Annotated in this window: 22 protein-coding genes and 1 pseudogene; 11 read left to right on the top strand and 12 right to left on the bottom strand. The window is 71.9% G+C overall.

The window, feature by feature from the left end; all coding sequences use genetic code 11:
• Position 1 precedes the first annotated feature (1 nt).
• The 3 genes from ACFZCY_RS12715 to ACFZCY_RS12705 all read right to left on the bottom strand — a co-directional run bounded on the left by ACFZCY_RS12715 (position 2) and on the right by ACFZCY_RS12705 (position 4098).
• Positions 2 to 622, bottom strand: a complete 621-nt coding sequence (locus ACFZCY_RS12715; RefSeq protein ID WP_391171792.1) for a hypothetical protein — start codon at positions 620 to 622, stop codon at positions 2 to 4.
• 101 nt (positions 623 to 723) lie between these two features.
• Entirely contained in the window at positions 724 to 2856 is a 2133-nt protein-coding gene (locus tag ACFZCY_RS12710; protein ID WP_391171790.1) for a glycosyltransferase, read from the bottom strand.
• A gap of 369 nt (positions 2857 to 3225) precedes the next feature.
• Entirely contained in the window at positions 3226 to 4098 is an 873-nt protein-coding gene (locus ACFZCY_RS12705) for a hypothetical protein (protein WP_391171788.1), read from the bottom strand.
• Between the two features lie 271 nt (positions 4099 to 4369).
• Between ACFZCY_RS12705 and rplM the strand changes: the two genes are divergently transcribed.
• From rplM to glmM, 3 genes are all read left to right on the top strand, one after another.
• Positions 4370 to 4813: a 50S ribosomal protein L13 gene (gene rplM, locus ACFZCY_RS12700; protein WP_391171786.1), complete on the top strand. Its 444-nt coding sequence runs from the start codon at positions 4370 to 4372 to the stop codon at positions 4811 to 4813.
• A gap of 41 nt (positions 4814 to 4854) precedes the next feature.
• A complete protein-coding gene (gene rpsI / locus ACFZCY_RS12695; RefSeq protein ID WP_055556135.1) occupies positions 4855 to 5358 on the top strand; it encodes a 30S ribosomal protein S9 in 504 nt (167 codons plus the stop codon).
• Positions 5359 to 5535: 177 nt separating this feature from the next.
• A complete protein-coding gene (gene glmM, locus ACFZCY_RS12690) occupies positions 5536 to 6894 on the top strand; it encodes a phosphoglucosamine mutase (RefSeq protein ID WP_391171783.1) in 1359 nt (452 codons plus the stop codon).
• A gap of 40 nt (positions 6895 to 6934) precedes the next feature.
• Here the strand turns inward: glmM and ACFZCY_RS12685 are convergent, their stop codons facing one another.
• Positions 6935 to 7303 carry a holo-ACP synthase gene (locus tag ACFZCY_RS12685; protein WP_391171781.1) on the bottom strand — a complete coding sequence of 123 codons (369 nt, stop codon included), beginning with the start codon at positions 7301 to 7303 and terminating at the stop codon, positions 6935 to 6937.
• Between the two features lie 4 nt (positions 7304 to 7307).
• Positions 7308 to 9155, bottom strand: coding sequence for a glutamine--fructose-6-phosphate transaminase (isomerizing) (glmS, locus tag ACFZCY_RS12680; RefSeq protein ID WP_391171778.1), 1848 nt, complete (start codon positions 9153 to 9155; stop codon positions 7308 to 7310).
• A gap of 170 nt (positions 9156 to 9325) precedes the next feature.
• Here glmS and coaA point away from each other — a divergent pair, with 170 nt between their 5' ends.
• Both coaA and ACFZCY_RS12670 read left to right on the top strand, forming a co-directional pair.
• Entirely contained in the window at positions 9326 to 10342 is a 1017-nt protein-coding gene (gene coaA / locus ACFZCY_RS12675; protein WP_391171776.1) for a type I pantothenate kinase, read from the top strand.
• An 11-nt stretch (positions 10343 to 10353) separates the two neighbouring features.
• On the top strand, positions 10354 to 11289 hold the full coding sequence (locus ACFZCY_RS12670; RefSeq protein ID WP_391171774.1) for a DUF389 domain-containing protein: 936 nt from the start codon (positions 10354 to 10356) through the stop codon (positions 11287 to 11289).
• 34 nt (positions 11290 to 11323) lie between these two features.
• Here ACFZCY_RS12670 and ACFZCY_RS12665 read toward each other — a convergent pair whose 3' ends face one another.
• Positions 11324 to 12199: a helix-turn-helix domain-containing protein gene (locus ACFZCY_RS12665; RefSeq protein WP_391171772.1), complete on the bottom strand. Its 876-nt coding sequence runs from the start codon at positions 12197 to 12199 to the stop codon at positions 11324 to 11326.
• A 90-nt stretch (positions 12200 to 12289) separates the two neighbouring features.
• Here ACFZCY_RS12665 and ACFZCY_RS12660 point away from each other — a divergent pair, with 90 nt between their 5' ends.
• The gene (locus tag ACFZCY_RS12660) at positions 12290 to 13186 is read left to right on the top strand and encodes an alpha/beta fold hydrolase (protein ID WP_391171770.1); all 897 of its coding nucleotides are present in this window, start codon (positions 12290 to 12292) and stop codon (positions 13184 to 13186) included.
• 17 nt (positions 13187 to 13203) lie between these two features.
• Here the strand turns inward: ACFZCY_RS12660 and ACFZCY_RS12655 are convergent.
• The 3 genes and pseudogenes from ACFZCY_RS12655 to ACFZCY_RS12645 all read right to left on the bottom strand — a co-directional run bounded on the left by ACFZCY_RS12655 (position 13204) and on the right by ACFZCY_RS12645 (position 14476).
• Positions 13204 to 13570 (bottom strand): annotated as a pseudogene (locus tag ACFZCY_RS12655) (hypothetical protein).
• 40 nt (positions 13571 to 13610) lie between these two features.
• A complete protein-coding gene (locus ACFZCY_RS12650; RefSeq protein WP_391171768.1) occupies positions 13611 to 14120 on the bottom strand; it encodes a GNAT family N-acetyltransferase in 510 nt (169 codons plus the stop codon).
• A gap of 50 nt (positions 14121 to 14170) precedes the next feature.
• Positions 14171 to 14476 (bottom strand): hypothetical protein, encoded by a 306-nt coding sequence (locus ACFZCY_RS12645; RefSeq protein WP_391171766.1) that lies wholly within the window; start codon positions 14474 to 14476, stop codon positions 14171 to 14173.
• An 83-nt stretch (positions 14477 to 14559) separates the two neighbouring features.
• Here ACFZCY_RS12645 and ACFZCY_RS12640 point away from each other — a divergent pair, with 83 nt between their 5' ends.
• The 4 genes from ACFZCY_RS12640 (at position 14560) to ACFZCY_RS12625 (ending at position 18225) form a co-directional block, all read left to right on the top strand.
• Complete coding sequence (locus ACFZCY_RS12640) at positions 14560 to 15816, top strand: hypothetical protein (protein WP_391171764.1); 1257 nt, start codon at positions 14560 to 14562, stop codon at positions 15814 to 15816.
• Between the two features lie 2 nt (positions 15817 to 15818).
• The gene (locus ACFZCY_RS12635) at positions 15819 to 16379 is read left to right on the top strand and encodes a GNAT family N-acetyltransferase (protein WP_391171762.1); all 561 of its coding nucleotides are present in this window, start codon (positions 15819 to 15821) and stop codon (positions 16377 to 16379) included.
• 93 nt (positions 16380 to 16472) lie between these two features.
• Positions 16473 to 16952 (top strand): Rrf2 family transcriptional regulator, encoded by a 480-nt coding sequence (locus tag ACFZCY_RS12630; protein WP_391171760.1) that lies wholly within the window; start codon positions 16473 to 16475, stop codon positions 16950 to 16952.
• 7 nt (positions 16953 to 16959) lie between these two features.
• Positions 16960 to 18225, top strand: a complete 1266-nt coding sequence (locus tag ACFZCY_RS12625) for an amidohydrolase family protein (protein WP_391171758.1) — start codon at positions 16960 to 16962, stop codon at positions 18223 to 18225.
• Here the strand turns inward: ACFZCY_RS12625 and ACFZCY_RS12620 are convergent.
• The 3 genes from ACFZCY_RS12620 to ACFZCY_RS12610 all read right to left on the bottom strand — a co-directional run bounded on the left by ACFZCY_RS12620 (position 18203) and on the right by ACFZCY_RS12610 (position 21138).
• Entirely contained in the window at positions 18203 to 18550 is a 348-nt protein-coding gene (locus tag ACFZCY_RS12620) for a VOC family protein (protein WP_391171756.1), read from the bottom strand. The genes ACFZCY_RS12625 and ACFZCY_RS12620 overlap by 23 nt on opposite strands.
• A gap of 95 nt (positions 18551 to 18645) precedes the next feature.
• On the bottom strand, positions 18646 to 19413 hold the full coding sequence (locus ACFZCY_RS12615) for a maleylpyruvate isomerase N-terminal domain-containing protein (RefSeq protein ID WP_391171754.1): 768 nt from the start codon (positions 19411 to 19413) through the stop codon (positions 18646 to 18648).
• Between the two features lie 276 nt (positions 19414 to 19689).
• Positions 19690 to 21138 carry an NAD(P)H-hydrate dehydratase gene (locus ACFZCY_RS12610; protein WP_391171752.1) on the bottom strand — a complete coding sequence of 483 codons (1449 nt, stop codon included), beginning with the start codon at positions 21136 to 21138 and terminating at the stop codon, positions 19690 to 19692.
• A 120-nt stretch (positions 21139 to 21258) separates the two neighbouring features.
• Here ACFZCY_RS12610 and alr point away from each other — a divergent pair, with 120 nt between their 5' ends.
• Positions 21259 to 22413 (top strand): alanine racemase, encoded by a 1155-nt coding sequence (alr, locus tag ACFZCY_RS12605; protein WP_391171750.1) that lies wholly within the window; start codon positions 21259 to 21261, stop codon positions 22411 to 22413.
• Position 22414: the final 1 nt, after the last annotated feature.

Genomic DNA, 22414 nt, shown 5'->3' with positions numbered 1-22414 from the left:
CCTAGGAGGACCGCAGGCCGTGGGAGGAGCGCAGGACCGCGGGCCGGTGGCGCCGCTGCCGCCTTCGCCACAGCGCCCGGTCGTGCGGCTGCGCCCGGACCAGCTCCTCGAACAGCGGGTAGGCGCCGAGCAGCGCCTCCCGCAGCTGGTGGTCCGTACGGGCATGGCCCGCGCGGGCCCGCTCCGCCTCGGTGTGCAGCTGCCGGTAGCCGTCGACCGCCTGGGCGTGCCGGACGGACAGTGCCTCCAGCAGCTGCTCCGGGGACTCGGCCGGATACCCGCGCTCGGCCGCCAGCGCGCCGAGCAGCCGGTCGGCCTCCCGCACGGCGAGCGCGGGCGACTCGACGAACCGCTCCTGCAGGCCGGACCAGCGGGCCGCGTACTGCTCCCGGGACTCCGGCGTCAGCGCCCGTATCGACAGTTCGCCGTAGCGTCGCAGCCGCTCGCTCAGCTCCCACTGCGCCGCCTTCGCGTCGCCGTGGTGCCGCGCGACGGCCCGGTCGTATTCGGGGCCGAACCGGCTCATGAGGCCGTCGCGGCTGCTCTGCCGCACCGGCCGCGCGAACACCAGCGCCACCATGGCCACCAGTGCCGCTACCAGAATGATGAGCGTGACTGACATCGGATTGCCTTCCGCAGAGAATTCCTCGCTCGAGGCTTGTCATCACCGAGTGTTACCGCCGTGGCCAGGGCCAAACGCGGCGCACTCGTCGGCTCACGCACTCAATTTTCCTGCGGTGCACAGCTGATGGCGAGGTCCTCGGCCTTGCCCAGGTAGGGGCGTACACCGTGGGTGACCGGGTGGAGGTCCGTCGTGTGCCGGTCGAGGATGTCCCCGACGACCCGGCCTATGCGGATCGCGGTGGTGGCGTCGGAGGTCTTACGGAGGGTCAGGTCCCAGTGGGCGGTGCCCTTCCCGTCGCCGCGCGCCGCGTGGATCCGCTCGTACGGGATGGTGAAGCGGAACCGGGTCGCGTCCAGCGCGGTGACGCCCGTGGTGAACGGCAGGGCCGCGCCGCGCGGGGTGGCGACCGCGCTCGGGGTCGCGTCGGGGCCGAAGCGGGCGCCGTGCAGGGTGCCCTCGACGGTGAGCCCGTCGGCCTCGGCGCGGATCACCCGGGCCTCGGCGTGCGCCGGGCGGCGCCAGGCGCGCAGCGCGAGATAGCCGTCGACGGTGGAGTACGGGATCCACCAGGAGAACGGGGAGCCGGGCAGCGGCTCGAGCCCCACCAGCCCGCGCCCCTCGGCGAACCGGCACATCACCCGGCGGCGCACCCCGTCCGAGGAGCGCACCACATGCGCGTCCCAGCGGCCCTCGGCCAGGTCGATCGCGCCGCGGTCCAGCGTCGCGGTCCACGGCGCGCCCGCGGCGACCGGCGGCCGCAGCGGCACCCGCACCGGGGCGCCCCCGCCGCGGCGGTGGGTGAGGGTCAGCGCGAGGCCGGTGCCGTGGACGTCGGCGGGCTCGACCAGCACCGTCATGATGCCGTCGGCGTCGATCCGGCAGGAGGCGACCGGGCGCAGCGGCTTGCGGATCAACTGCTTGACAATGCTTTTGAAGGCCTTTCGGGGCGCTCGGTCGGCAGGTGGGCCGAAGGGGCGCGCCGGTACCGAAAGGGACAGCGCGCGCAGGGGACGGGGGACGAAGGACCGGGGACGGCCGGGCGCCGGCACGGGCTGCGGCGCCCCGGCGGCGACCCGGGCCGTGAACAGGGTGTCGAACAGCTTCTCGTACGCGGCGGCCATCCGCGGCGGTGCGTACCGCTGCGCCGCGACCCGCGCCGCCTCGCCCATGGAGCGGCGCAGCGGCTCGTCCTCGATCAGGGTGAGCAGCCCCTTGGCGATGGCGTCGGCGTCGCCGACGGGGACCAGCAGCCCGTCCCGGCCGGCTGTGATGATCTCGCCGGGCCCGTGCGGGCAGTCGGTGGCGACGACGGGCACGCCGCAGTGCATCGCCTCGACGATCGTCATGCCGAACGACTCCTCGCGGGAGGTGACGGCGGCGATCGAGCCCTTGGCCCATTCGGTCTCGATGGGGGAGTGGGCGCCCATCATCGTGATGTGCCCGGCGAGCCCGAGTTCGTCGATCTGGCGGCGCAGCGTGGGCGCCTGGGGGCCGCGGCCGTAGATCCGCAGATGCCAGTCGGGGTGTTTGGCGGCGACCGTGGCCCAGGCGGCGACCAGCAGGTCGTAGCGCTTGACCGGGATGAGCCGGCCGGCGGCCACGACCAGTTTGGCGTTGCCGTCGGAGGGCTCGATGCCGGTGGCGGGCACGCAGTTGGGCAGTCCGGTCAGCAGGGTGGGGATGCCGGGCAGCCGGTCGCGGTGGGTCCGCGCGTCCGCCTCGGAGACGGAGGTGTTGGCGTCGAGCCGGGCGAGGGCGGCGTCGCAGGCGGTGCGGATCTCGGCGCGGTGGGTCTCGTACAGCCGGTGCTCCTGGCCGATCCGCAGATAGCGGCCCTCCCGGCCGAGGGCGGCGAGGCAGATCACCAGACCGGGGCGGGTGGCGATGACGACATCGGCGTCGGTGTCGGCCAGATAGGCGGCGAGGCGCTGGTCGGTGAGCGCGTTGAAGTTGACGGTGCCTTTGGACTCCGCGGCCGGTACGTGGGCGCTGGGCTGCTTCAGCAGCGGGTTGCCGAGGTCGCTCGACTCGCGCGGGGCGCCCGGGCGTTGGTCGATCAGGGGGCTGAGCCGCACGGCCGCGGGGAGGGGCAGGCCCGGGGTGTCGATGGTGCGGATCAGGGAGACGATCTCCACCCGGTGGCGGGCGGCCAGCGCCCCGGCCAGATTGAAGGTCGACCGGATGGTGCCGCCGATCCCATAGGCGTTGTGCAGCAGAAAAGCGATCTTCATGGTGATGTACGCGCGGCGCCGTCGATCCGCCGCGACGCGCCCTCCCCTCCGGGTGTGCCGCCGGTGTGATGCCGATATGGAGTGAACTGAGGAACGATCGGTCGGTAAGACAGCGTGGAGACGGAAAAGTTGCTTATGCATGCGGTGATATGGGATGCACCACATTCAGTGTGAGCTGTACAACCTTCGGCCGCATGGTGAGTCCGCGCCCGGCCTGGAGGGGTAAGGGGCCGGCGACGTGACGGAGGGTGAGGTGGGCGGCGGCGAGGACGGCCCGCGGAAGGCGGTATCCGCCTGCCGGGGGCGCCCCGAACGCCGTCCGGGCCCGGACGGCGGCGTCCGGGCCCGGAGGTGGTGTGGGTGGTTGTGTCAGCCGGTGGTGCCGGCGGCGGCCGACGCCTGCGCGTTGCCGCGGGCCAGGATGCGCAGGAAGGTGTAGTCGGCCAGGTCGCGCCCGGCCTGCAGCGCCTGGGTGTCCGCCGTCGTGACCTTCTTCCCCGAGGTGTAGCCGGAGATCGTGAAGTACGCGTACCGCCCGATGGCGTTGGCCGAGGTGCGGCACGCGGTCTGGCGGCAGAACGACGGAACCCCGCCGCCCGGCAGGGACGCCACGTTCGGCTTGTACCCGTTCTTCGCCTTCTCCGCGCCCGCCCGGCCGTCGAAGACGGCGACGCCGACGGTGACCGCCACGCCGTCCCGGGCGAAGGTGGCGCGCAGCAGTTTGCGGCACCCGTTGCCGCTGAGCACCGACCCCAGGGCACCCTGGGTGCCCGCCGCGCAGCTGGAGGTGGAGGCGGTCGCCCCCTTCGTGTACGAGCGGCCCTCCTTCGCGGCCTCCTCGTCGGGGAAGAGCGTCCTGGCGCTCAGCGGCGCCTTGTCCCGCTTCACGTCGGAGATGATGTCCAGCGGCTTGGGCGGCGCCGGCGGCGCGACATCGGAGAACGACGGCTCGGGCGTCTCCGACTCGCGCGGCAGCGTCGGCTGCGAGGGCAGGTGGTTCGCCGAGTCGTCCGGGGAGTCGCCCTTGTCGTTGCTGCTGACCACCGCCGTGGCGACCATGGCCCCGACGGCCGCCGTCGCGAGCGCGGCGCCCCCGATGAAGAGCCATCGGCGGCGACGGCCGCGCGCGGCGGTGTGATCCGCCATCGCGGCCCAGTCCGGCGTCGACGACTGGGACGGCCGAGACGACTGAGGTGGCCGAGACCCCCCGGGCCCGTACGGCCCCCCTTGCCCAAAGCTCATGGCGCGCATCCTAATGGGGGCAGGTGACGCCGGGGACCCGTCAACCGCCAGGGAGGCGTTTTGACCCCCGTGGGGGCGGGCCGGTATTCTGCCAGTTCGTTATGCGTATTGGCTTGCTCGTTCTCACGTGAGTGGCCGTTACGCCGGTTCACCGGGCCGATGACCAGCGGCAGGCACTCGGAATGCGTCACCGAGGTGTGGCCAGGGCTGTCGTGATCGTCCGGGTGGCCTTGTCAGGACCACACTCACTGAAGAAGCGAAGGCTACGACCGTGCGTACGTACAGCCCCAAGCCCGGCGACGTGCAGCGTCAGTGGCACGTCATCGACGCCACCGACGTTGTTCTCGGCCGTCTGGCCAGCCAGGCCGCCACCCTCCTGCGGGGGAAGCACAAGCCGGTGTACGCGCCGCATGTCGACGCGGGTGACTTCGTTGTCATCATCAACGCCGACAAGGTGCACCTCTCCGGCAACAAGCGGACCCAGAAGATGGCCTACCGCCACTCGGGCTACCCCGGTGGTCTGCGCTCCGTCCGTTACGACGAGCTGCTGGAGAAGAACCCGGAGAAGGCCGTCGAGAAGGCCATCAAGGGCATGCTCCCGAAGAACACCCTGGGCCGTCAGATGCTCTCGAAGCTGAAGGTGTACTCGGGTGACCAGCACCCGCACGCCGCTCAGCAGCCGGTCCCGTTCGAGATCACCCAGGTCGCGCAGTAAGTCCGGCCACCCCCTAAGACGAAGAGAAGCTGAGGAGCATCGTGGCCGAGACCACCGCCGAGACCCCCCTCGATGTCGAGGAGTACACCACCGAGAGCGTGGAGACGATCGAGTCGGAGTACACCTCCGAGTCGATGGCCTCCCGTTTCGGCGACCCGCAGCCGGCCGCCGGCACCGGGCGCCGCAAGAACGCCGTGGCCCGTGTCCGCATCATCCCGGGCAGCGGCCAGTGGAAGATCAACGGTCGCACCCTTGAGGAGTACTTCCCCAACAAGGTGCACCAGCAGGAAGTCAACGAGCCCTTCAAGGTGCTCGAGCTGGACGACCGCTACGACGTCGTCGCCCGCATCGCGGGTGGTGGCGTCTCCGGCCAGGCCGGTGCGCTGCGCCTGGGCATCGCCCGCGCGCTGAACGAGGCGGACGTGGACAACAACCGCGGCCCGCTCAAGAAGGCCGGCTTCCTGACCCGTGACGACCGCGCCACCGAGCGTAAGAAGGCCGGTCTGAAGAAGGCCCGCAAGGCGCCGCAGTACAGCAAGCGTTAATCCGCTTCACCACGCGGTTCGGCGGTTTCCGCCGCTTGTCGACACGCCCCGGCGGCACCACCCGTGCCTCCGGGGCGTTCGGCTATCGCCACCAGGGGGCGTATACCTACAGGCAAGCGTCTATCAATCTCCACGCAAGCTTTAAGCCCCCTCAGCTCGTAATCTCGGAGGACACCAGTGGGACGACTCTTCGGTACGGATGGTGTGCGCGGCGTCGCGAACGCCGATCTGACGGCTGAGATGGCGCTCGGCCTGTCGGTCGCGGCGGCACACGTGCTCGCCGAGGTGGGAACCTTCGAGGGCCATCGGCCGGTGGCGGTGGTCGGGCGGGATCCACGCGCGTCCGGAGAGTTCCTGGAGGCCGCCGTGGTGGCGGGGCTGGCCAGCGCGGGTGTGGACGTGCTGCGGGTGGGCGTCCTGCCGACGCCGGCGGTCGCCCATCTGACCGGGGCGCTCGACGCCGACCTCGGCGTGATGCTCTCCGCCAGCCACAACCCGATGCCCGACAACGGCATCAAGTTCTTCGCCCGCGGCGGCCACAAGCTCGCCGACGAGCTGGAGGACCGCATCGAAACCACCTGCCGCGCGCACGCCTCCGGCGAGCCGTGGGACCGGCCCACCGGCGCCGGGGTGGGGCGGGTCCGCGACTACGCGGAGGGCTTCGACGCCTACGTCGCCCACCTCGTCGGCGCGCTCCCGGGCCGCCTCGACGGCCTCAAGGTCGTCATCGACGGCGCGCACGGCGCCGCCTCCCGGGTCTCCCCGGAGGCGTTCGCCCGCGCCGGGGCCGAGGTCGTGACGATCGGCGCCGAGCCGGACGGCCTCAACATCAACGCCGGATGCGGCTCCACCCACCTGGCCCAGCTCCAGGCCGCCGTCGTCGAGCACGGCGCCGACCTCGGCGTCGCCCACGACGGCGACGCCGACCGCTGCCTGGCCGTGGACTCCGTGGGCCGCGAGGTCGACGGCGACCAGATCCTCGCCGTCCTCGCCCTCGCCATGCGCGAGGCGGGCACGCTGCGCGGAAACACCGTGGTCGGCACCGTGATGTCGAACCTCGGCTTCAAGCTCGCCATGCAGCGGGAGGGCGTCGAGCTGGTCCAGACGGCGGTCGGCGACCGCTATGTGCTGGAGGAGATGAAGAGCCGCGGTTACGCCCTCGGCGGCGAGCAGTCCGGCCACGTCATCGTCCTCGACCACGCCACGACCGGTGACGGCACCCTCACCGGCCTCCTGCTGGCCGCCCGCGTCGCCGCGACCGGCCGCAGCCTGGCCGACCTCGCCGGGGTCATGGAGCGCCTGCCGCAGGTGCTGATCAACGTCCCCGACGTCGACAAATCCCGCGTCTCCAGCAGCGCCGACCTGGCCGCCGCCGTAGCCGAGGCCGAACACGAGCTGGGCGAGACCGGCCGCGTCCTGCTGCGCTCGTCGGGCACCGAGCCGCTGGTCCGCGTCATGGTGGAGGCCGCCGACATCGACCAGGCCCGCTCCGTGGCCGGCCGCCTGGCCGACGCCGTGAAGTCGGCCCTGGGCTAGGCCCTTATCAGACGCCGGAGGGGCTGGTTTTCCAGCCCCTTCACGCTTCCGCGATCACCACCGCCGACGCCACCCCCGCGTCGTGGCTCAGCGAGACGTGCCACGCCCGTACGCCCAGCTCATCGGCGCGCGCCGCGACCGTGCCGCGCACGGACAGGCGCGGGCGGCCGCCCGGCTCGGTCCAGACCTCGGCGTCGGTCCAGCGCAGGCCGCTCGGCGCGCCCAGGGCCTTGGCCAGGGCCTCCTTGGCGGCGAAGCGGGCGGCGAGCGAGGCCACGCCACGGCGCTCCCCGCTCGGCAGCGACAGCTCGGCCTCGACGAACAGGCGTGCCGCCAGCCCCGGCGTACGGTCCAGCGACGCCGCGAAGCGGTCGATCTCCGCGACGTCGATGCCCACCCCGACGATCACGCGGTCACTCGACGGTCACCGACTTGGCCAGGTTGCGCGGCTGGTCGACCTCGTTGCCGCGGGCCGTGGCCAGCTCGCAGGCGAAGACCTGGAGCGGCACGGTGGCCACCAGCGGCTGGAGCAGCGTGGGGGTGACGGGGATCTCGATGAGGTGGTCGGCGTACGGGGCGACCGCCTCGTCGCCCCGCTCGGCGATCACGATGGTGCGGGCGCCGCGGGCCCGGATCTCCTGGATGTTGGAGACGATCTTGTCGTGGAGGACGGACCGCCCGCGCGGCGACGGCACGACCACGACGACCGGCACGTCCTGCTCGATCAGCGCGATCGGCCCGTGCTTCAGCTCGCCCGCCGCGAAGCCCTCGGCGTGCATGTACGCCAGTTCCTTGAGCTTGAGCGCGCCCTCCAGGGCGACGGGGAAGCCGACGTGGCGGCCGAGGAAGAGGACGGTGTTCTTCCCTGCCAGGCTGCGGGCCAGCTCCCGTACGGGCTCCATGGTCTCCAGGACCTCGTCCACCTGGGTGGCGATCTCGGACAGCTCGCGGATCACGGAGAGGATCTCGTCGCCCCACTTGGTGCCGCGTACCTGCCCCAGGTACAGCGCCACCAGGTAGCAGGCGACGAGCTGGGTGAGGAACGCCTTGGTGGAGGCCACGGCGACCTCGGGCCCGGCGTGGGTGTACAGGACGGCGTCGGACTCGCGCGGGATGGTGGAGCCGTTGGTGTTGCAGATGGCGAGCACCTTGGCGCCCTGCTCGCGGGCGTGCCGCAGCGCCATGAGGGTGTCCATGGTCTCGCCGGACTGCGAGATGGCGATGACGAGGGTGCGCTGGTCGAGGATGGGGTCCCGGTAGCGGAACTCGCTGGCCAGCTCCGTTTCGCAGGGGATGCGGGTCCAGTGCTCGATGGCGTACTTGGCGATCATCCCGGCGTGGTACGCCGTACCGCACGCCACGATGACGACCTTGCTGACCTCGCGCAGGACGGTGGCGGGGATGCGGACCTCGTCCAGGCAGAGGTTCCCGGCCAGGTCGATGCGGCCGAGGAGGGTGTCGGCGACCGCCTTCGGCTGCTCGGCGATCTCCTTGAGCATGAAGTAGTCGTAGCCGCCCTTCTCGGCGGCGGAGGCGTCCCAGTCCACGTGGTACGGGCGGACCTCGGCGGGGGCCCCGTCGAAGTCGGTGACGACGACGCCGTCGCGGCGGGCCTCGACGACCTGGTCCTGGCCCAGCTCGATGGCCTCGCGGGTGTGCGCGATGAACGCGGCCACGTCGGAGGCGAGGAACGCCTCGTCCTCGCCGACGCCGACGACCAGCGGCGAGTTGCGGCGGGCGCCCACCACCACGTCGGGCGCGTCGGCGTGCACGGCGACGAGGGTGAAGGCGCCCTCCAGCCGGCGGCACACCTGGCGCATGGCCTCGGCGAGGTCGCCGCAGGACGAGAACGACTCGGCGAGCAGATGCGCGACGACCTCGGTGTCCGTCTCGGAGGCCAGCTCATGGCCGCGGTCGGCCAGCTCGGCGCGCAGGGCGGCGAAGTTCTCGATGATGCCGTTGTGGACGACGGACACCCGGCCCGCGTTGTCCAGGTGCGGATGGGCGTTGGCGTCGGTCGGCCCGCCGTGGGTGGCCCACCGGGTGTGGCCGATGCCGGTGGCGCCGCTGGGCAGCGGCCGGTCGGACAGCTCCTTCTCCAGGTTGGCGAGCTTGCCCGCCTTCTTGGCGGCGGCGAGCCCGCCGTCGGCCAGAACGGCGACCCCGGCCGAGTCATAGCCGCGGTACTCCAGCCGCTTGAGCCCGGCGAGGACGACATCGAGGGCGGACTGCCCTCCCACGTAACCAACGATTCCGCACATGCAGTGCAGCGTACGACCCACCGGTCCGGGGGCCGACCACCGCCCGCGCGTCGACCCTCGCATGTGGCCGCATAACGGACGCTTGCCGCAAGGCCGTGCCTGGCACGGGGTGACAGACTCCACGCCCCCCGGCCCGCGCCTCCGGCGGGCCCAGCCATGACAATGAAGGGATGATCACGTCTTCCGCGCGCGAGGCGCGCACCGGCCCTGTGCGCTCCTCGCAGCGGCGGGGCGGCGAGGCGACCCCGTATGTGGACCTCTCCCGCGACGAGTGGAGCGCGCTGCGGGAGAAGACTCCGCTGCCGCTGACCGCCGAGGAGGTCGAGCGGCTGCGCGGTCTCGGCGACGTCATCGACCTGGACGAGGTACGCGACGTCTACCTGCCGCTGTCCCGGCTGCTCAACCTGTACGTGGCCGCCACCGGCAGCCTGCGCGGCGCGCTGAACACCTTCCTCGGCGACGCCAAGAACGGCCAGGGCCCCCAGACCGGCACCCCGTTCGTCATCGGCGTGGCGGGCAGCGTCGCGGTCGGCAAGTCGACCACGGCCCGGCTGCTGCAGGCGCTGCTGGCCCGCTGGCCGGAGCATCCGCGGGTGGAGCTGATCACCACCGACGGCTTCCTCCACCCCAACGCCGAGCTGCACCGGCGCGGGCTGATGTCCCGCAAGGGGTTCCCCGAGTCGTACGACCGGCGCGCCCTGACCCGGTTCGTCGCCGATGTGAAGGCGGGCCGGGCGGAGGTCTCGGCCCCGGTCTACTCGCACCTGATCTACGACATCGTGCCGGGCGAGCGGCAGACCGTGCACCGGCCCGACATCCTCATCGTCGAGGGGCTGAACGTGCTCCAGCCCGCCCTGCCCGGCAAGGACGGGCTGACCCGGGTCGGGCTCGCGGACTTCTTCGACTTCAGCGTGTACGTGGACGCCCGTACCGCCGACATCGAGCGCTGGTACCTCGACCGCTTCCGGAAGCTGCGCCAGACCGCCTTCCAGGACCCCTCCTCGTACTTCCGCAAGTACACCCAGGTCTCCGAGGAGGAGGCGCTGGACTACGGCCGCATGATCTGGCGCACCATCAACAGGCCGAACCTCCAGCAGAATGTGCAGCCCACGCGGGGGCGCGCGACGCTCGTGCTCCGCAAGGGCCCGGACCACAAGGTGCAGCGGCTCTCCCTGCGCAAGCTGTAAGGAGTTTCCCTGTGCTGCATCTGCGGCTGATCGTCCCGGCCGACCGGACGGACGCGGTGGTACGTCTCCTGGAGGGCACCGTGGGCACCGCCCACCTGATCGTCCTGCCCGGCGCCGCCCGCGATCCCGCCGGGGACGTGGTGCTGTGCGACGTGGCGCGCGAGGCCGGTGACGGGCTGCTGGGCGAGCTGCGGGCGCTCGGGCTCGACGAGCACGGTTCGATCGCCGTCGACGACATCGGCCTGTCGCTGTCGAAGCGGGCCGACCGGGCGGAGGCGGACGCTCCGGGGGAGGGCGCGGACGCGGTGCTGTGGGAGCACCTGGCGGACGCCACCCACGAGGAGTCCACGCTGTCGGTGACCTTCCTCGCCTTCCTCGCCATCGCGACGATGATCGCGGCGTGCGGTGTGGTGCTGGACAACGCGGTCCTGATCGTCGGCGCGATGGCCGTCGGCCCGGAGTTCGGCCCGCTCGCCGGGCTGTGCACCGCCCTGGTCCGGCGCGCCCCACGGCTGGCCGCCCGCTCGGCCCTCGCGCTGGTCGTGGGGTTCGCGGTGGCGATGGTGCTGACGACGGGCTTCAGCGTGCTGATGGACGCCTTCGGGCTGTTCAGCAAGGCCCAGCTGGACGCGGACCGCCCGAACACGGACTTCATCTGGAAGCCGGACATGTTCTCGTTCGTGGTCGCCGTGCTGGCGGGCATCGCCGGAACGCTGTCCCTGACCTCGGCGAAGTCGGGCGCCCTGGTGGGCGTGGCGATCTCGGTGACGACGGTCCCGGCGGCGGCCAACGCGGCGGTGGCGCTCGGGTACGGGGACGTCGACCAGATGGTGGGGTCGATCGAGCAGCTGCTGCTGAACCTGGCGGGGATCGTGGTGGCGGGGACGCTGACGCTGCTGGCGCAGCGGTGGCTGTGGTCGCGCCGGCCGGCTGATACGTCGACATGAACGGTCGGATGCCGAGTGGGAGGTCGGACCGTACTCAGGGAGTGCCGGGGAGTCCGGCGGAGCCACTTGCCGGTCGCGGCGATGCGAACGGTTCCGCGGTGACGGCGCCCAGCAGGCGCAGGCCGTCGTGGGAGGGAGTGCCGGGGGCCGCGGTCAGGGTGATGAGGTGCTGGTCCGGGTCGGCCGTGTCGGTCAGTGTGGACCAGTCGAGGGCGAGTTCGCCGACCATCGGGTGGCGCAGGGCCTTGGTGCCCGCGGTCCGCACGGCCACGCGGTGGTCGCCCCACCACGCCCGGAAGTCCCGGTCCCGCACCGACAGCTCTCCCACCAGCATCGTCAGGCGCGGATTCGCCGGGTCCCGGGCCGCCTCCATCCGCAGCTGCGCCACGCAGGCCCGCGCCATGTAGTCCCAGTCGGTGTACAGGGCCCGTACCGCCGGGTCGCAGAACACCAGGCGTACGAAATTGCGCCGGTCCTCCGGGAGGAGCGCGAAGTCGGTGAACAGCGCGGCGGCCAACGGATTCCACGCCAGGACGTCGGTGCACCGGCCGAGGACGAGGGCCGGGGTGTTGGTGAGATCGTCGAGCAGGCGCCGCAACTGCGGCTGGACCCGTTGGGCGGGCCGCCGGCGCGGTCGGCCGGCATCCTTGCCCGAGAGCTCGAAGAGGTAGGCACGCTCGTCCTCGCTGAGTCGCAGCGCGCGTGCCAGGGCGTCCAGCACCGGCTCGGAGGCCTGGCGACGCCCCTGTTCCAGGCGGGTGTAGTAGTCGGGGCTGATCGACGCCAGCAGGGCGACCTCCTCCCGGCGCAAGCCCGGGACCCGCCGCCGCCCGTCGTCGGGGAGCCCTGCCGTCGTGGGGCTCAGCTCCCCGCGCCGGGCCTTGAGGAAGTCACCCAGTTCGCTGCTCATGCGATCGAGTCTCGCACCGCGGGCCGGCCCGGAAGGGGGGCCAGTTCTGTCCCCTTATCCCGGCGTGTGATGCCTGCCAGGGTCGGGAGCATGAAGACGGACGTCACCTTCCTCAGCAACAACCTCACGCTCGCGGGCATCCTCTTCCTGCCCGACGCGCCCACCGCCGACCGGCTCCCGGCCGTCGTCGTCGGCCACCCGGGCGGCGGCGTGAAGGAGCAGACCGCGAGCGTCTACGCCGAGCGCCTGGCCCGCGAGGGCTTCGCCGCGCTGGTCTTCGACGCCGCGTGCCAGGGCGAGAGCGAGGGCGAGCCGCGCGGACTGGAGGACCCGTTCCAGCGCGCCGAGGACATCAAGTCCGCCGTCAGTTTCCTGGCCACCCGCGACGAGATCGATCCGGACCGGATCGGCGCCCTGGGCATCTGCGCCTCCGGCGGCTACGTCCCCTATGCCGCCCAGACCGACCTGCGCATCAAGGCCGTCGCCACGGTCAGCGCGGCAGACCTGGGATCGGTGATGCGCGAGGGCCTCGGCCGCACCCAGGACCCACAGACCCTGCGCTCGATCCTGGAGCTCGCGAATGCCGCACGCACCGCGGAGGCCCGCGGCGAGGCCGTCCCCCGGCAGGAGTGGATCACCGAGGCCGTGGACGCCGAGACCTACGAGTACTACCGCACCCCACGCGGTCACCACCCCCGCGCGGTCCGGCCCTGGCCCGTCCGCAGCCTCGACCAGATCATCCAGTACGACTCCTACGCCCTGATCCGCCTCATCTCGCCCCGCCCCCTTTTGATGATCATCGGGTCCGACGCGAACACGGCGTACTTCAGCCGTGAAGCCATCGAGAAGGCGGCCGAGCCCAAGGAGCTCTTCGTCATCGACGGCGGCACCCACATCTCCCTCTACGACAAGGACGAGCACGTCACCCCGGCCGTCGCCAGGCTCACCGCCTTCTTCGCCACCCACCTGCCGTCATCCAGGGGCTGAGGATCACGGGACGCGCGTCAGCCGGCGCCCTTCTCGATCGCCTCGAAGATGTCCGCTTTCCGTCTCCCGCTGCCAGCCGGGAAGGTCCGGCCAGTCGGCGACGTACCCCGGCTTCGGGTCGTCGAAGTGCCGGTACATCTGCGCGGTCCAGCACGTCGCGACGAAGCGCCCCTTCTGCTCCCGCGTGAGCCGCCCCGCGTGCCCCTCGCTCACCTCGAGGAACTGCCGCACCTGCGCGTACACCGCCCCGGCAGCCGCCCGTTCCCACTCCGGGGTGTCCTCCCAGGGGGTCACATAGCCCGGCTTGGGCTCCCCGGGAAAGTGCCGCCGTACCCCCGCGATCCATGCCTCCCGGAACAGCCGGGCACCCTCGGTTTGTGACATGCCTGCTCCTTTCGTCACCGTGTCAGGCGCACCATGGCCATCAGAACCGGCGAGTCCGGCGACGGCCGGCTCTCCCCGATGTCCTCGTATCCCCACGACTCGTACAGCCGATGGACCTTTCCCTCACCCGCCAGCGGGTCGACCATGAGGTCACCTGCTCCTCGGTCCGCCGGGCGAGCAACTCGTCATGGATGCCCCGAGAGGCTCCGGTCTTCCGCCAGGGCACACGGACCATCATCTCCTTCGGCGCCAGCGTCGGGGCCTCCGTAAGCGCCGACGCCGGGGGTGGCGTGACCCGCTTCCCATAGCGGTCACCGTGCTCGATGGTGTTGCCGTACGCGTACCCGGCGGCCTCGCCCCCGTCGTAGCCGACCACCGCCTCCCAGCCGGGCTCGGAGGCATGACGGGCCAGACGTTCGCCGTACCGCTCGACCGAGTAGTGCGGATCGTGCAGCCGGTCGGCCCGCACTTCGGCGTAGACCGAGATCAGCGTGTCCCAGACGGGTGCCACGTCACGGAAGTGCCGGAGTTCGATGGCCGCGGAGGTCACGAGGCGTCCCTTCGGAGTCATGAGGTACGTGGCCGCATAGGGTGCGGTCCTTACGGAGGATCCTCGCCCTCATCGGAGGCGGGAAGCCGTATGCCTCTGCTCTCCGCCACCCGCAGGACGTCGCGAAGTGCCTCGCACAACCGCTCCGCGAGGAAGCGGAGTTCGCGCACGTCCGCCTTGGGGGCTCCCAATAGCGCGTGGGCGTGATCGAGCAGATCGGTGCCCATGGCCATCTGCAAGGCCTCGACCTCGTCCGCCCACCGGTTCAAGCGGCTGTTGCCGTGCTCCGAGTCCAGGTAGCACGGTCGGCCGTCCGGGTTGGACCAGGGGAGCAGGCGCAGGCCGGTCACTCTCACTTCATCGGCTCCTTGGGTGCTGGTGGCCATGCGTGCATCGTCTCGGTGGAAGCCGTAACTGTGAGGGGGCACATGATGTCGGCGTGCTGGCCGGGCTGCGCAAAGCGGCGGGGTACACGCAGGCGAGCTTCGTTGCCGCCTTCGTCCGCGAGGCGGCCCGGCTGTGTATCGACGCCTCGGTGAGCATCCGGCAGTACCGGAGATGGGAGAGCGAGGCCCCTCCTCCGTTACCGCACCCCGGTCAACAGGCTGTGCTGGAGGCCATGTTCGGCCTTCCGCTCGCGGAGATGGGGTTCGTTGTTCCCTCGCACCGGCGTACGTTTCCCGGAGGGATCGGCGACGATGAAGAGGCGGGACGTCGAGCATTCGTCACGGGGTCCGGGGCGATCGCCGCAGGGGCGATCCTCGCGAACGGGCATGGCCCCCGCATCGGCGCCAGCGACGTGGCGGCCTTCCGGGTGGGGCTTACGGACCTCTACGCGGTCGACCACCGGTCCGGTGGAATCCCCGCGAACGCGCGGGCCCAGCAGCTTGAGCAGGGCATTACGCGCGCCCTGAGCGGCGGTGTCTACACGAGCGGTGTCGGTCGCGACCTCCAAACGATGGTCTGCGAAATCGCCTGTCACCGCGCATGGTTCGGATACGACGGCGGGCCGCCCGGAGAAGCCCGCGCTGCCTGCATGGAAGCGATGACGGCGGCGCAGCTCATCGACGACCCCTTGTTGCAGGTGCGCGCGCTCAACACGCTTTCCTTGCTCTCTGTCGACGCAGGCCGCATGTGGGAGGCGGCCTCGGCCATCGAGAGCGCCTACCGCCTTGCCCACCGGGCGGGCGCGGGACCCACAGTGCATTTGGTGATCTCGCTGCGGGAGGCGAGCGCGGCGGGGCAAGCGGGGGATCTATCCGGTGCGCGTCGTGCGCTGAGTCGTGCCGTGTCCTACCAGGGGCGCACGGACGCCGACGTGGACGTGCCGAGGTGGGCGCGATTCGCCGGTCCCGTCGAGGTGGACTACGCGACGGCGGCCTACTACGCCGCTGAGGGGCAGCCCGCGCGAGCCGTGCCCTTCCTGCGCTCCGCGGTCGCCGGGCTCGGCGGCGGTTACACCCGCAACACCGCTTGGTACCGGACCCGTCTTGCACAGACGCTGCTCCACACCAGCGAGGTCGAGGAGGCGTGCCACGAGATGACGGGCGTGCTCGATGCCTGCGGTGGTGTGTCTTCGGCAAGGCTGCGGCGCCGGTTACCGGCCTTCGAGCGATCTGCCGTAAGCGTTGGTGCTCCCGCTGCACGTGACGTGATCGAGCGCATCCGCGAGGCGACACGAGAGGGAGGACGGTGACGATGATCGCTGTTGAGCGTATGGATGGCGCGGCGGCGGGGCGGGCCGAGGAGGCCTTCACCCTTGTCTACGCCGAGGCGTTCGCGGAGCCTCCGTATGACAAGGAGCCGGACTCGGTCGAGGCGAATTTCCGGCGGTTCCGCTCGCAGGTCCGCAAGAAGACCTTCCGGGGAGCCCTCGCCCGCACGGGCGACGGTGAGCCCGTCGGCATCGCGTACGGCTATCCGCTCAGCCCGAGCACCGGCTGGTGGGACCGGCTCATCACGCCGGTCGGTGACGAGCTGCGGCGCGAGGACGGGCGCCGGACGTTCGGGCTGATGGAGCTGGCCGTACGCGCCCCGTGGCGCCGTCTGGGCGTGGCCCGTCGGCTGCATGAGGCGGTCCTTGCCGACGGCACCGAGGAACGCGTGCTGCTCAACGCCCGGCCGGATGTCGCGGCCGCGCAGGCCGCCTACCGGTCGTGGGGGTACCGCAAGGTGGGCGAGGCGCACCCGTGGGACGGGGCCGATCTGCATGACGTGCTGGTCCTCGATCGGGGCGGGGCGGGCCGCCCTGGGCAGTGACCCGCGTCGCTCGTCCGGTGGCCCTGCGCCGTCACGCGGCTCAGGAACTGGCCGAGGAGGCATACTGTAACTATACTGGTTACAGTTAAGTCGATGCCACGCGGCCAGGAGGGCGAGATGGCGGGCCTCAGCAGCAGGAGTGCGGTCGCGATTCACGCGCTCACCATGCTGGCGTACCGGGGCGGAGGCACACTGACCTCTGCGGAGATCGCGGAGAGTCTGGCGAGCAATCCGGTTCTCGTGCGGCGCGTCCTCGGCCGCCTGCGGGACTCCTGCCTGGTGTGGTCCACCGAGGGCCGCAGTGGCGGCTGGTCCCTGGCCCGCGCGCCACGGGACATCACGCTCTACGACGCCTATGCCGCCGTCGAGGAGGGGCGCATCCTGTCGCGGCACGCACATCCACCCAGTGACGCGTGCGAGGTCGGGCGCAATATCTGCGACCTGCTCGAGGTGGAGTTCCGGGACGCGGAACGGGCCATGGAGGAACGGCTTCGCCGCACGACGATCGACAACATGCTCCGGCAGGTGCTGGATACCGAGCGAACGCTCGCCGGCGAATCGCTGATTGAGTGAGAGAGCAATGACCCATGAACCCGAGGTGCTTCGCGATCCCGCGATGTACGACCTCGTCATTCGGCGTGCACACGTCTTCGACGGACACAGGGCGCGCACCGGGCTGTACGACGTCGCCATCAACGGCGGAGAGGTCGCCGCCGTCTCGGCGGAGCCGCTGAGGGGTGTCACGGAGGTGGACGCGGCCGAGGGATGGGTGATGCCGGGCCTGATCGACACACACATCCACTTCTACGACGTTTTCGCGGTGTCCGATCCGGAATCGATGCAGACGTTCGAGGAGAACGAGATTCCCGGACGGCTTGGCTTGTTTCTCCAGCACGGGATCACCACCATCAAGTCGGTGGGCGATCCGACCGGGGGAATCCTGGAGACGCGGTCCAAGATCGCTGCGGGCACGCTACGAGGCCCACGGCTCCTGGCGACCGGCTGCGGCATCACCGGACGGGACGGGCATCCCGCCGCCACTGTCTTCAGCGGCAATCCCTGGGCACGCGCACGGTTCACGGGCGAGATCGACAGCGTGCAGCAGATGCGTGATCTGGTGCATGATCTGGCCGACCGCAAGGTGGACGCGATCAAACTCCTGTCGGAAGGTGCGTGCTCGCACTCCGGCTCACCCACGTACGTCTGGCACATTCCCGCGTTTCCGGAGGCTGTCGAGCTTGTGCGGCTCCCTCTCGACGTGCTTCGCGCGGGTGTCGAAACCGGGCACGAGCGCGGTCTCAGGGTGACCGTCCACACGACCCAGCAGGTCGCGGCGCGCGAAGCGATCGAGGCCGGCGCGGACGGCCTGGAGCACGGTGTGACGGTCGAGCCCATCACCGATGACCCGCTGATCGATCTGATGCTTGAGCGCGACGTCACCTACACGCCGACGCTCTGGGCCCACGACGCGAGCCATCCCGACGTTCGGGGGAACGTCAAGAAGGTCGCCGACGCCGGCGTGAGCATCGCCCTGGGCAGCGACACCTTCAGTGGCCGGGGCCTGTTCGGGGCGAACACGCTGGAAGAGGCCGAACTGATGGTGGCGGCGGGGATGACGCCCGTCCAGTCGCTTGTCGCAGGCACCAGCGGCGCGGCGCGGCAGTGCGTCCGCCCCGATCTCGGCGCGGTGGCGCCCGGCAAGCGTGCCGACCTGATCGTGCTGACCGCCGATCCCACCCAGGACATCAGTAACCTTCGCGAACTCAGCATGACGATCCTGAACGGCGAGATCGTCTACAAGTCCAAGGGCGGGTTGGGAAGTGTCAGCGGTGGCTCAGAACGTTGACCACGCGGCCGTTGGGGTCGCGGACGAAGAACCGCCGTACTCCCCATTCCTCGTCCTGCAGGGGGTGAACGATCTCCGCGCCGCTGTTCCGCATGACCGCGTAAGCCGCCTCCACGTCGTCGACTTCGACGCTCATATCGGGGGTGACCGGCGCGGTTTTGTCGCTGGTCATGACGCTGACCTGCGCTGCCGGAGTGGACGGCGAGGCAAGCGTCATGATCCAGCCGAGATCCATGACTTCCTCGAAGCCCAGCAGGCCATAGAACTCCCGGCTCTCCTGCGTGGCCTCTGACTGGATGATGGGCATGACACGGCGAACGGCCATCGACGACTCCGGATGAGAACAGACACGGATCCAGGACTGTCCAGGGAGACTACGGCCCGTCCGCCGCCGCACGCCGCACCGACCACGGGAAGAGGTCATTGCAACCAGAACCCCGCCCGCTTCAGCCACAGGTCGAGCAGCGCCGTATCGCCCGTGACCCGCACGCCGGGGGCGGGCCGCCGGTAGACCAGCAGGAGCAGATCCGTCAGGGTGCCCCGGGCCTCGACGGTGGCCTGCCCACGGGTGTCTCGCAGAACGGGAGCGTCGCCGGTGAGGTCGACCAGCCACTGGGCGTCCGCGTCGGTGGCCTGAAGACGCAGGGTGCGGCCGGGGCCGAGCAGGGCGGGGTCGCCCTCGTACGCCTCGGGCAGCGTGCTGTACGTCAGCCACTCGTCGAGGGCGTCGAGGGCGACGTCGTGGTTCAGGTGGAACGCGGCGCCGACCGCCAGGGCGGCGTCCGCCCGGTGCACGACCGTCTCGTGTGTCATCCGCCGCGCCCACCACATCGCGGTTTCGCCGGGGCCCGGGCTCCACACCGGCGTATCGGGTCCGGCGTCGCGCAGCGCGTCGGCCAGTCGCCCGGCGCCGTCGCCGAGTTGGGCGCTCAGGGCGGCGGGGTCCTCGCCGGTGCGGTGGGGGACGTCGTTGACCGGATCGTCCGGGACGGGCTCGGCCGCCCGGGTCCGTACGACCGTCTCGGCCCACCCATGGGCGCCGCCGAGGTGGCGCACGAGCTGCCCGAGGTCCCAGCCCGGGCAGGACGGAACCGGGGCCGCCGGATCGGCCCCCGCCAGATACGCCCTCAACAGGCCGGTCTGCTCGACGATTTCGGCGCGGTAGCGGTCGAAGCCCAGACGAGTCACCCGGCCACGTTAGGACCGCGTCCCCTCGGCGTCATCCGGATTTCGGGCCGGGCCCCCACCGGCGGGTGGCCGCCGACGATGCGGGAGGGGGCGGGGTCGCAGGGGTGGGGTCCTGGACGCTGACGTGTATTTGTGGCGCCGATTGGCCGGCGTTCACGACACGTTCTCCGTCAGCGGCGCCGTAAATATACGGTCCAGGGCCCTGCCCCGGAGGCCTCGCACCCGGCACCCACCACCCCAGCGACCGCGCACCCGCCCCGCACCCGCAGGGCACCGTCAGCCCAGCACGTCCCGCCACGCCTCCGGGACGGCCGTCGCGACGTCGTACGCCGCAATGGGGGCGCCCGCCGGGGCGGTGGTGCGGCGGGCGGCCAGGCCGTGGAGGTAGGCGCCGGTGGAGGCGGCGTCGCGGGCGGGGAGGCCGGTGGCGAGGAGGGAGCCGGTGAGGCCGGAGAGGACGTCGCCGCTGCCCGCGGTGGCGAGCCAGCCGGTGCCGGTGGGGTTGACGCGCACGGGGTGACCGGGGGAGGCGATGAGGGTGGTGGAGCCCTTGAGCAGCACGGTGGCGCCGTACTTGTCGGCCAGGGCCCGTACGGCGGCGAGCCGGCCGGACTCGACCTCCTCGCGGCTCGTCCCGAGCAGCGCGGCGGCCTCGCCCGCGTGCGGGGTGAGGACGGTGGCCGCGGTGCGGCCGTGGAGGCCGCCGGAGGGGAGGAGGTGGAGGCCGTCGGCGTCGACGAGGACGGGGACGTCGGAGCCGAGGACGTCGTCCAGGGAGTGCCGGGCGGCGGCGCCGTCGCCGAGGCCGGGGCCGACGACCCAGGACTGGACGCGGCCCGCCTTGGCCGGGGGCCCGGTGTGGACGAGGGTTTCGGGGAAGCGCGCGATGACGGTGTCGGCGCCGGGGCCGACGTACCGTACGGCACCCGCCCCGCCGCGCAGGGCGCCCGCGACGGCGAGGACGGCGGCGCCCGGGTAGCGGGCCGAGCCCGCGACGACGCCGACGACGCCGCGCCGGTACTTGTCGCTCTCGGCGGTGGGGTGGGGGAGGAGGGCGGCTACGTCCTCGTGCTGGAGGGCTTCGGCGTCGGGGACGGAGGGCAGATGGGCCCCCAGGCCGATGTCGACGAGGCGGAGGGCGCCCGCGTGCTCGTGCGCGGGGTCGATGAGCAGTCCGGGCTTGTACGTACCGAACGTGACGGTGGCGTCGGCGCGCACCGCCGTGCCCCGCACCTCGCCGGTGTCGGCGTCGACACCGCTGGGGAGGTCGACGGCGACGACGGTGCCGCGCACCAGCCGGATCAGCCGCTCGGCTTCCTCCCGCAGGCCGCCCTTGCCGCCGATGCCGACGATGCCGTCGAGGACGAGGTCGGCCTGGGCGAGGGTGCGCTCGGCGAGAGCGCCGGAGTCGGCGGTCACCACGCGGCCGCCCGCCGCGCGCAGGGCGCGCAGGCCCCCGGGGTGGGCGCGGTCGGGGGCGAGCAGGACGGCGGTGACGCCGGCGCCGCGCCGGGCGAGCCGGGCACCGGCGTAGAGCGCGTCGCCGCCGTTGTCGCCGCTGCCGGTCAGCAGGGCGACGCGGGCCCCGTAGACCCGGTCCAGCAGGCCGGCGCAGGCGGCGGCGAGTCCGGCTGCCGCGCGCTGCATGAGTGTTCCTTCGGGCAGCCGCGCCATCAGGTCCTGTTCAGCGGCTCGTACGGTCTCGACGCTGTAGGCGATCCTCATGGCCATAGTCTCCCGAACACAGGGCACTCCTCGCTTGGAAGCGCGCACTCCGGTCCGCTTCGGAAGCGCACATTCCGGTACATCCTCCGGCGCACCGATCGGCCTGAGACACTGACGGAGATGGACGAGACACCGATGCGCGCCCGTGCCGTGGTCGATCTGACCGCCCTGCGGGACAACGTTCGGGCGCTGCGTGAAGCGGCACCCACCGCCGAGCTGATGGCCGTGGTCAAGTCGGACGGCTATGGCCACGGCGCGGTCCCGTGCGCGCGCGCCGCCCGCGCGGCGGGCGCGGGCTGGCTGGGCACGGCCACGCCCGAGGAGGCGCTCGCGCTGCGCGCGGCGGGCGACCAGGGCCGGTTGATGTGCTGGCTGTGGACGCCCGGCGGCCCGTGGCGGCAGGCGATCGAGGCGGACATCGACGTGTCGGCCAGCGGGGCGTGGGCGCTGCGCGAGGCCGTCGCGGCGGCCCGCGCGTGCGGGCGCACCGCGCGCGTCCAGCTCAAGGCCGACACCGGGCTCGGCCGCAACGGCTGTCCGCCGGCCGACTGGCCGGAGCTGATCGCCGAGGCCCGGGCCGCGGAGGCGGAGGGCACGATCCGGGTGACCGGGCTGTGGTCGCACTTCGCGTGCGCGGACGAGCCGGGCCACCCGTCGATCGACGCCCAGCTGACCGTCTTCCGCGAGATGCTGGACCAGGCGGAGCGCGCGGGGCTGCGGCCGGAGGTGCGGCACCTGGCGAACTCCCCGGCGACCCTGACCGTGCCCGAGTCGCACTTCGACCTGGTACGTACCGGAATCGCCCTGTACGGGATCTCGCCCAGCCCGGAGCTGGGTGTGCCCGCCGACTTCGGGCTGCGCCCGGTGATGACGCTGAAGGCCTCGCTGGCCGCGGTGAAGCGGGTGCCGGGCGGCCACGGGGTCTCGTACGGGCACCGTTACGTCACCCCGGGGGAGACCACCCTCGCGCTGGTGCCGCTCGGCTACGGCGACGGCATTCCGCGGCACGCCTCGGGCACCGGCCCGGTGCTGGTCGCGGGCAAGTGGCGGACCATCGCGGGCACCGTGGCCATGGACCAGTTCGTGGTCGACCTCGGTGGCGACAGCGCGGAGCCGGGGGACGAGGCGGTGCTGTTCGGCCCCGGCGACCACGGGGAGCCGACCGCGGAGGACTGGGCGCGGGCCGTGGGGTCGATCGCGTATGAGATCGTCACCCGCATCAGCGCGCGGGTCCCGCGCGTTTATGTGGGTGACCTCGGGGGCACAGGGATCTGAC

It is taken from the genome of Streptomyces sp. NPDC007983 (genome assembly GCF_042958345.1).
Lineage (GTDB): Bacteria > Actinomycetota > Actinomycetes > Streptomycetales > Streptomycetaceae > Streptomyces.
Note: the sequence above shows the minus strand (reverse complement) of the source record. Positions and strands in the feature narration are given on the sequence as shown.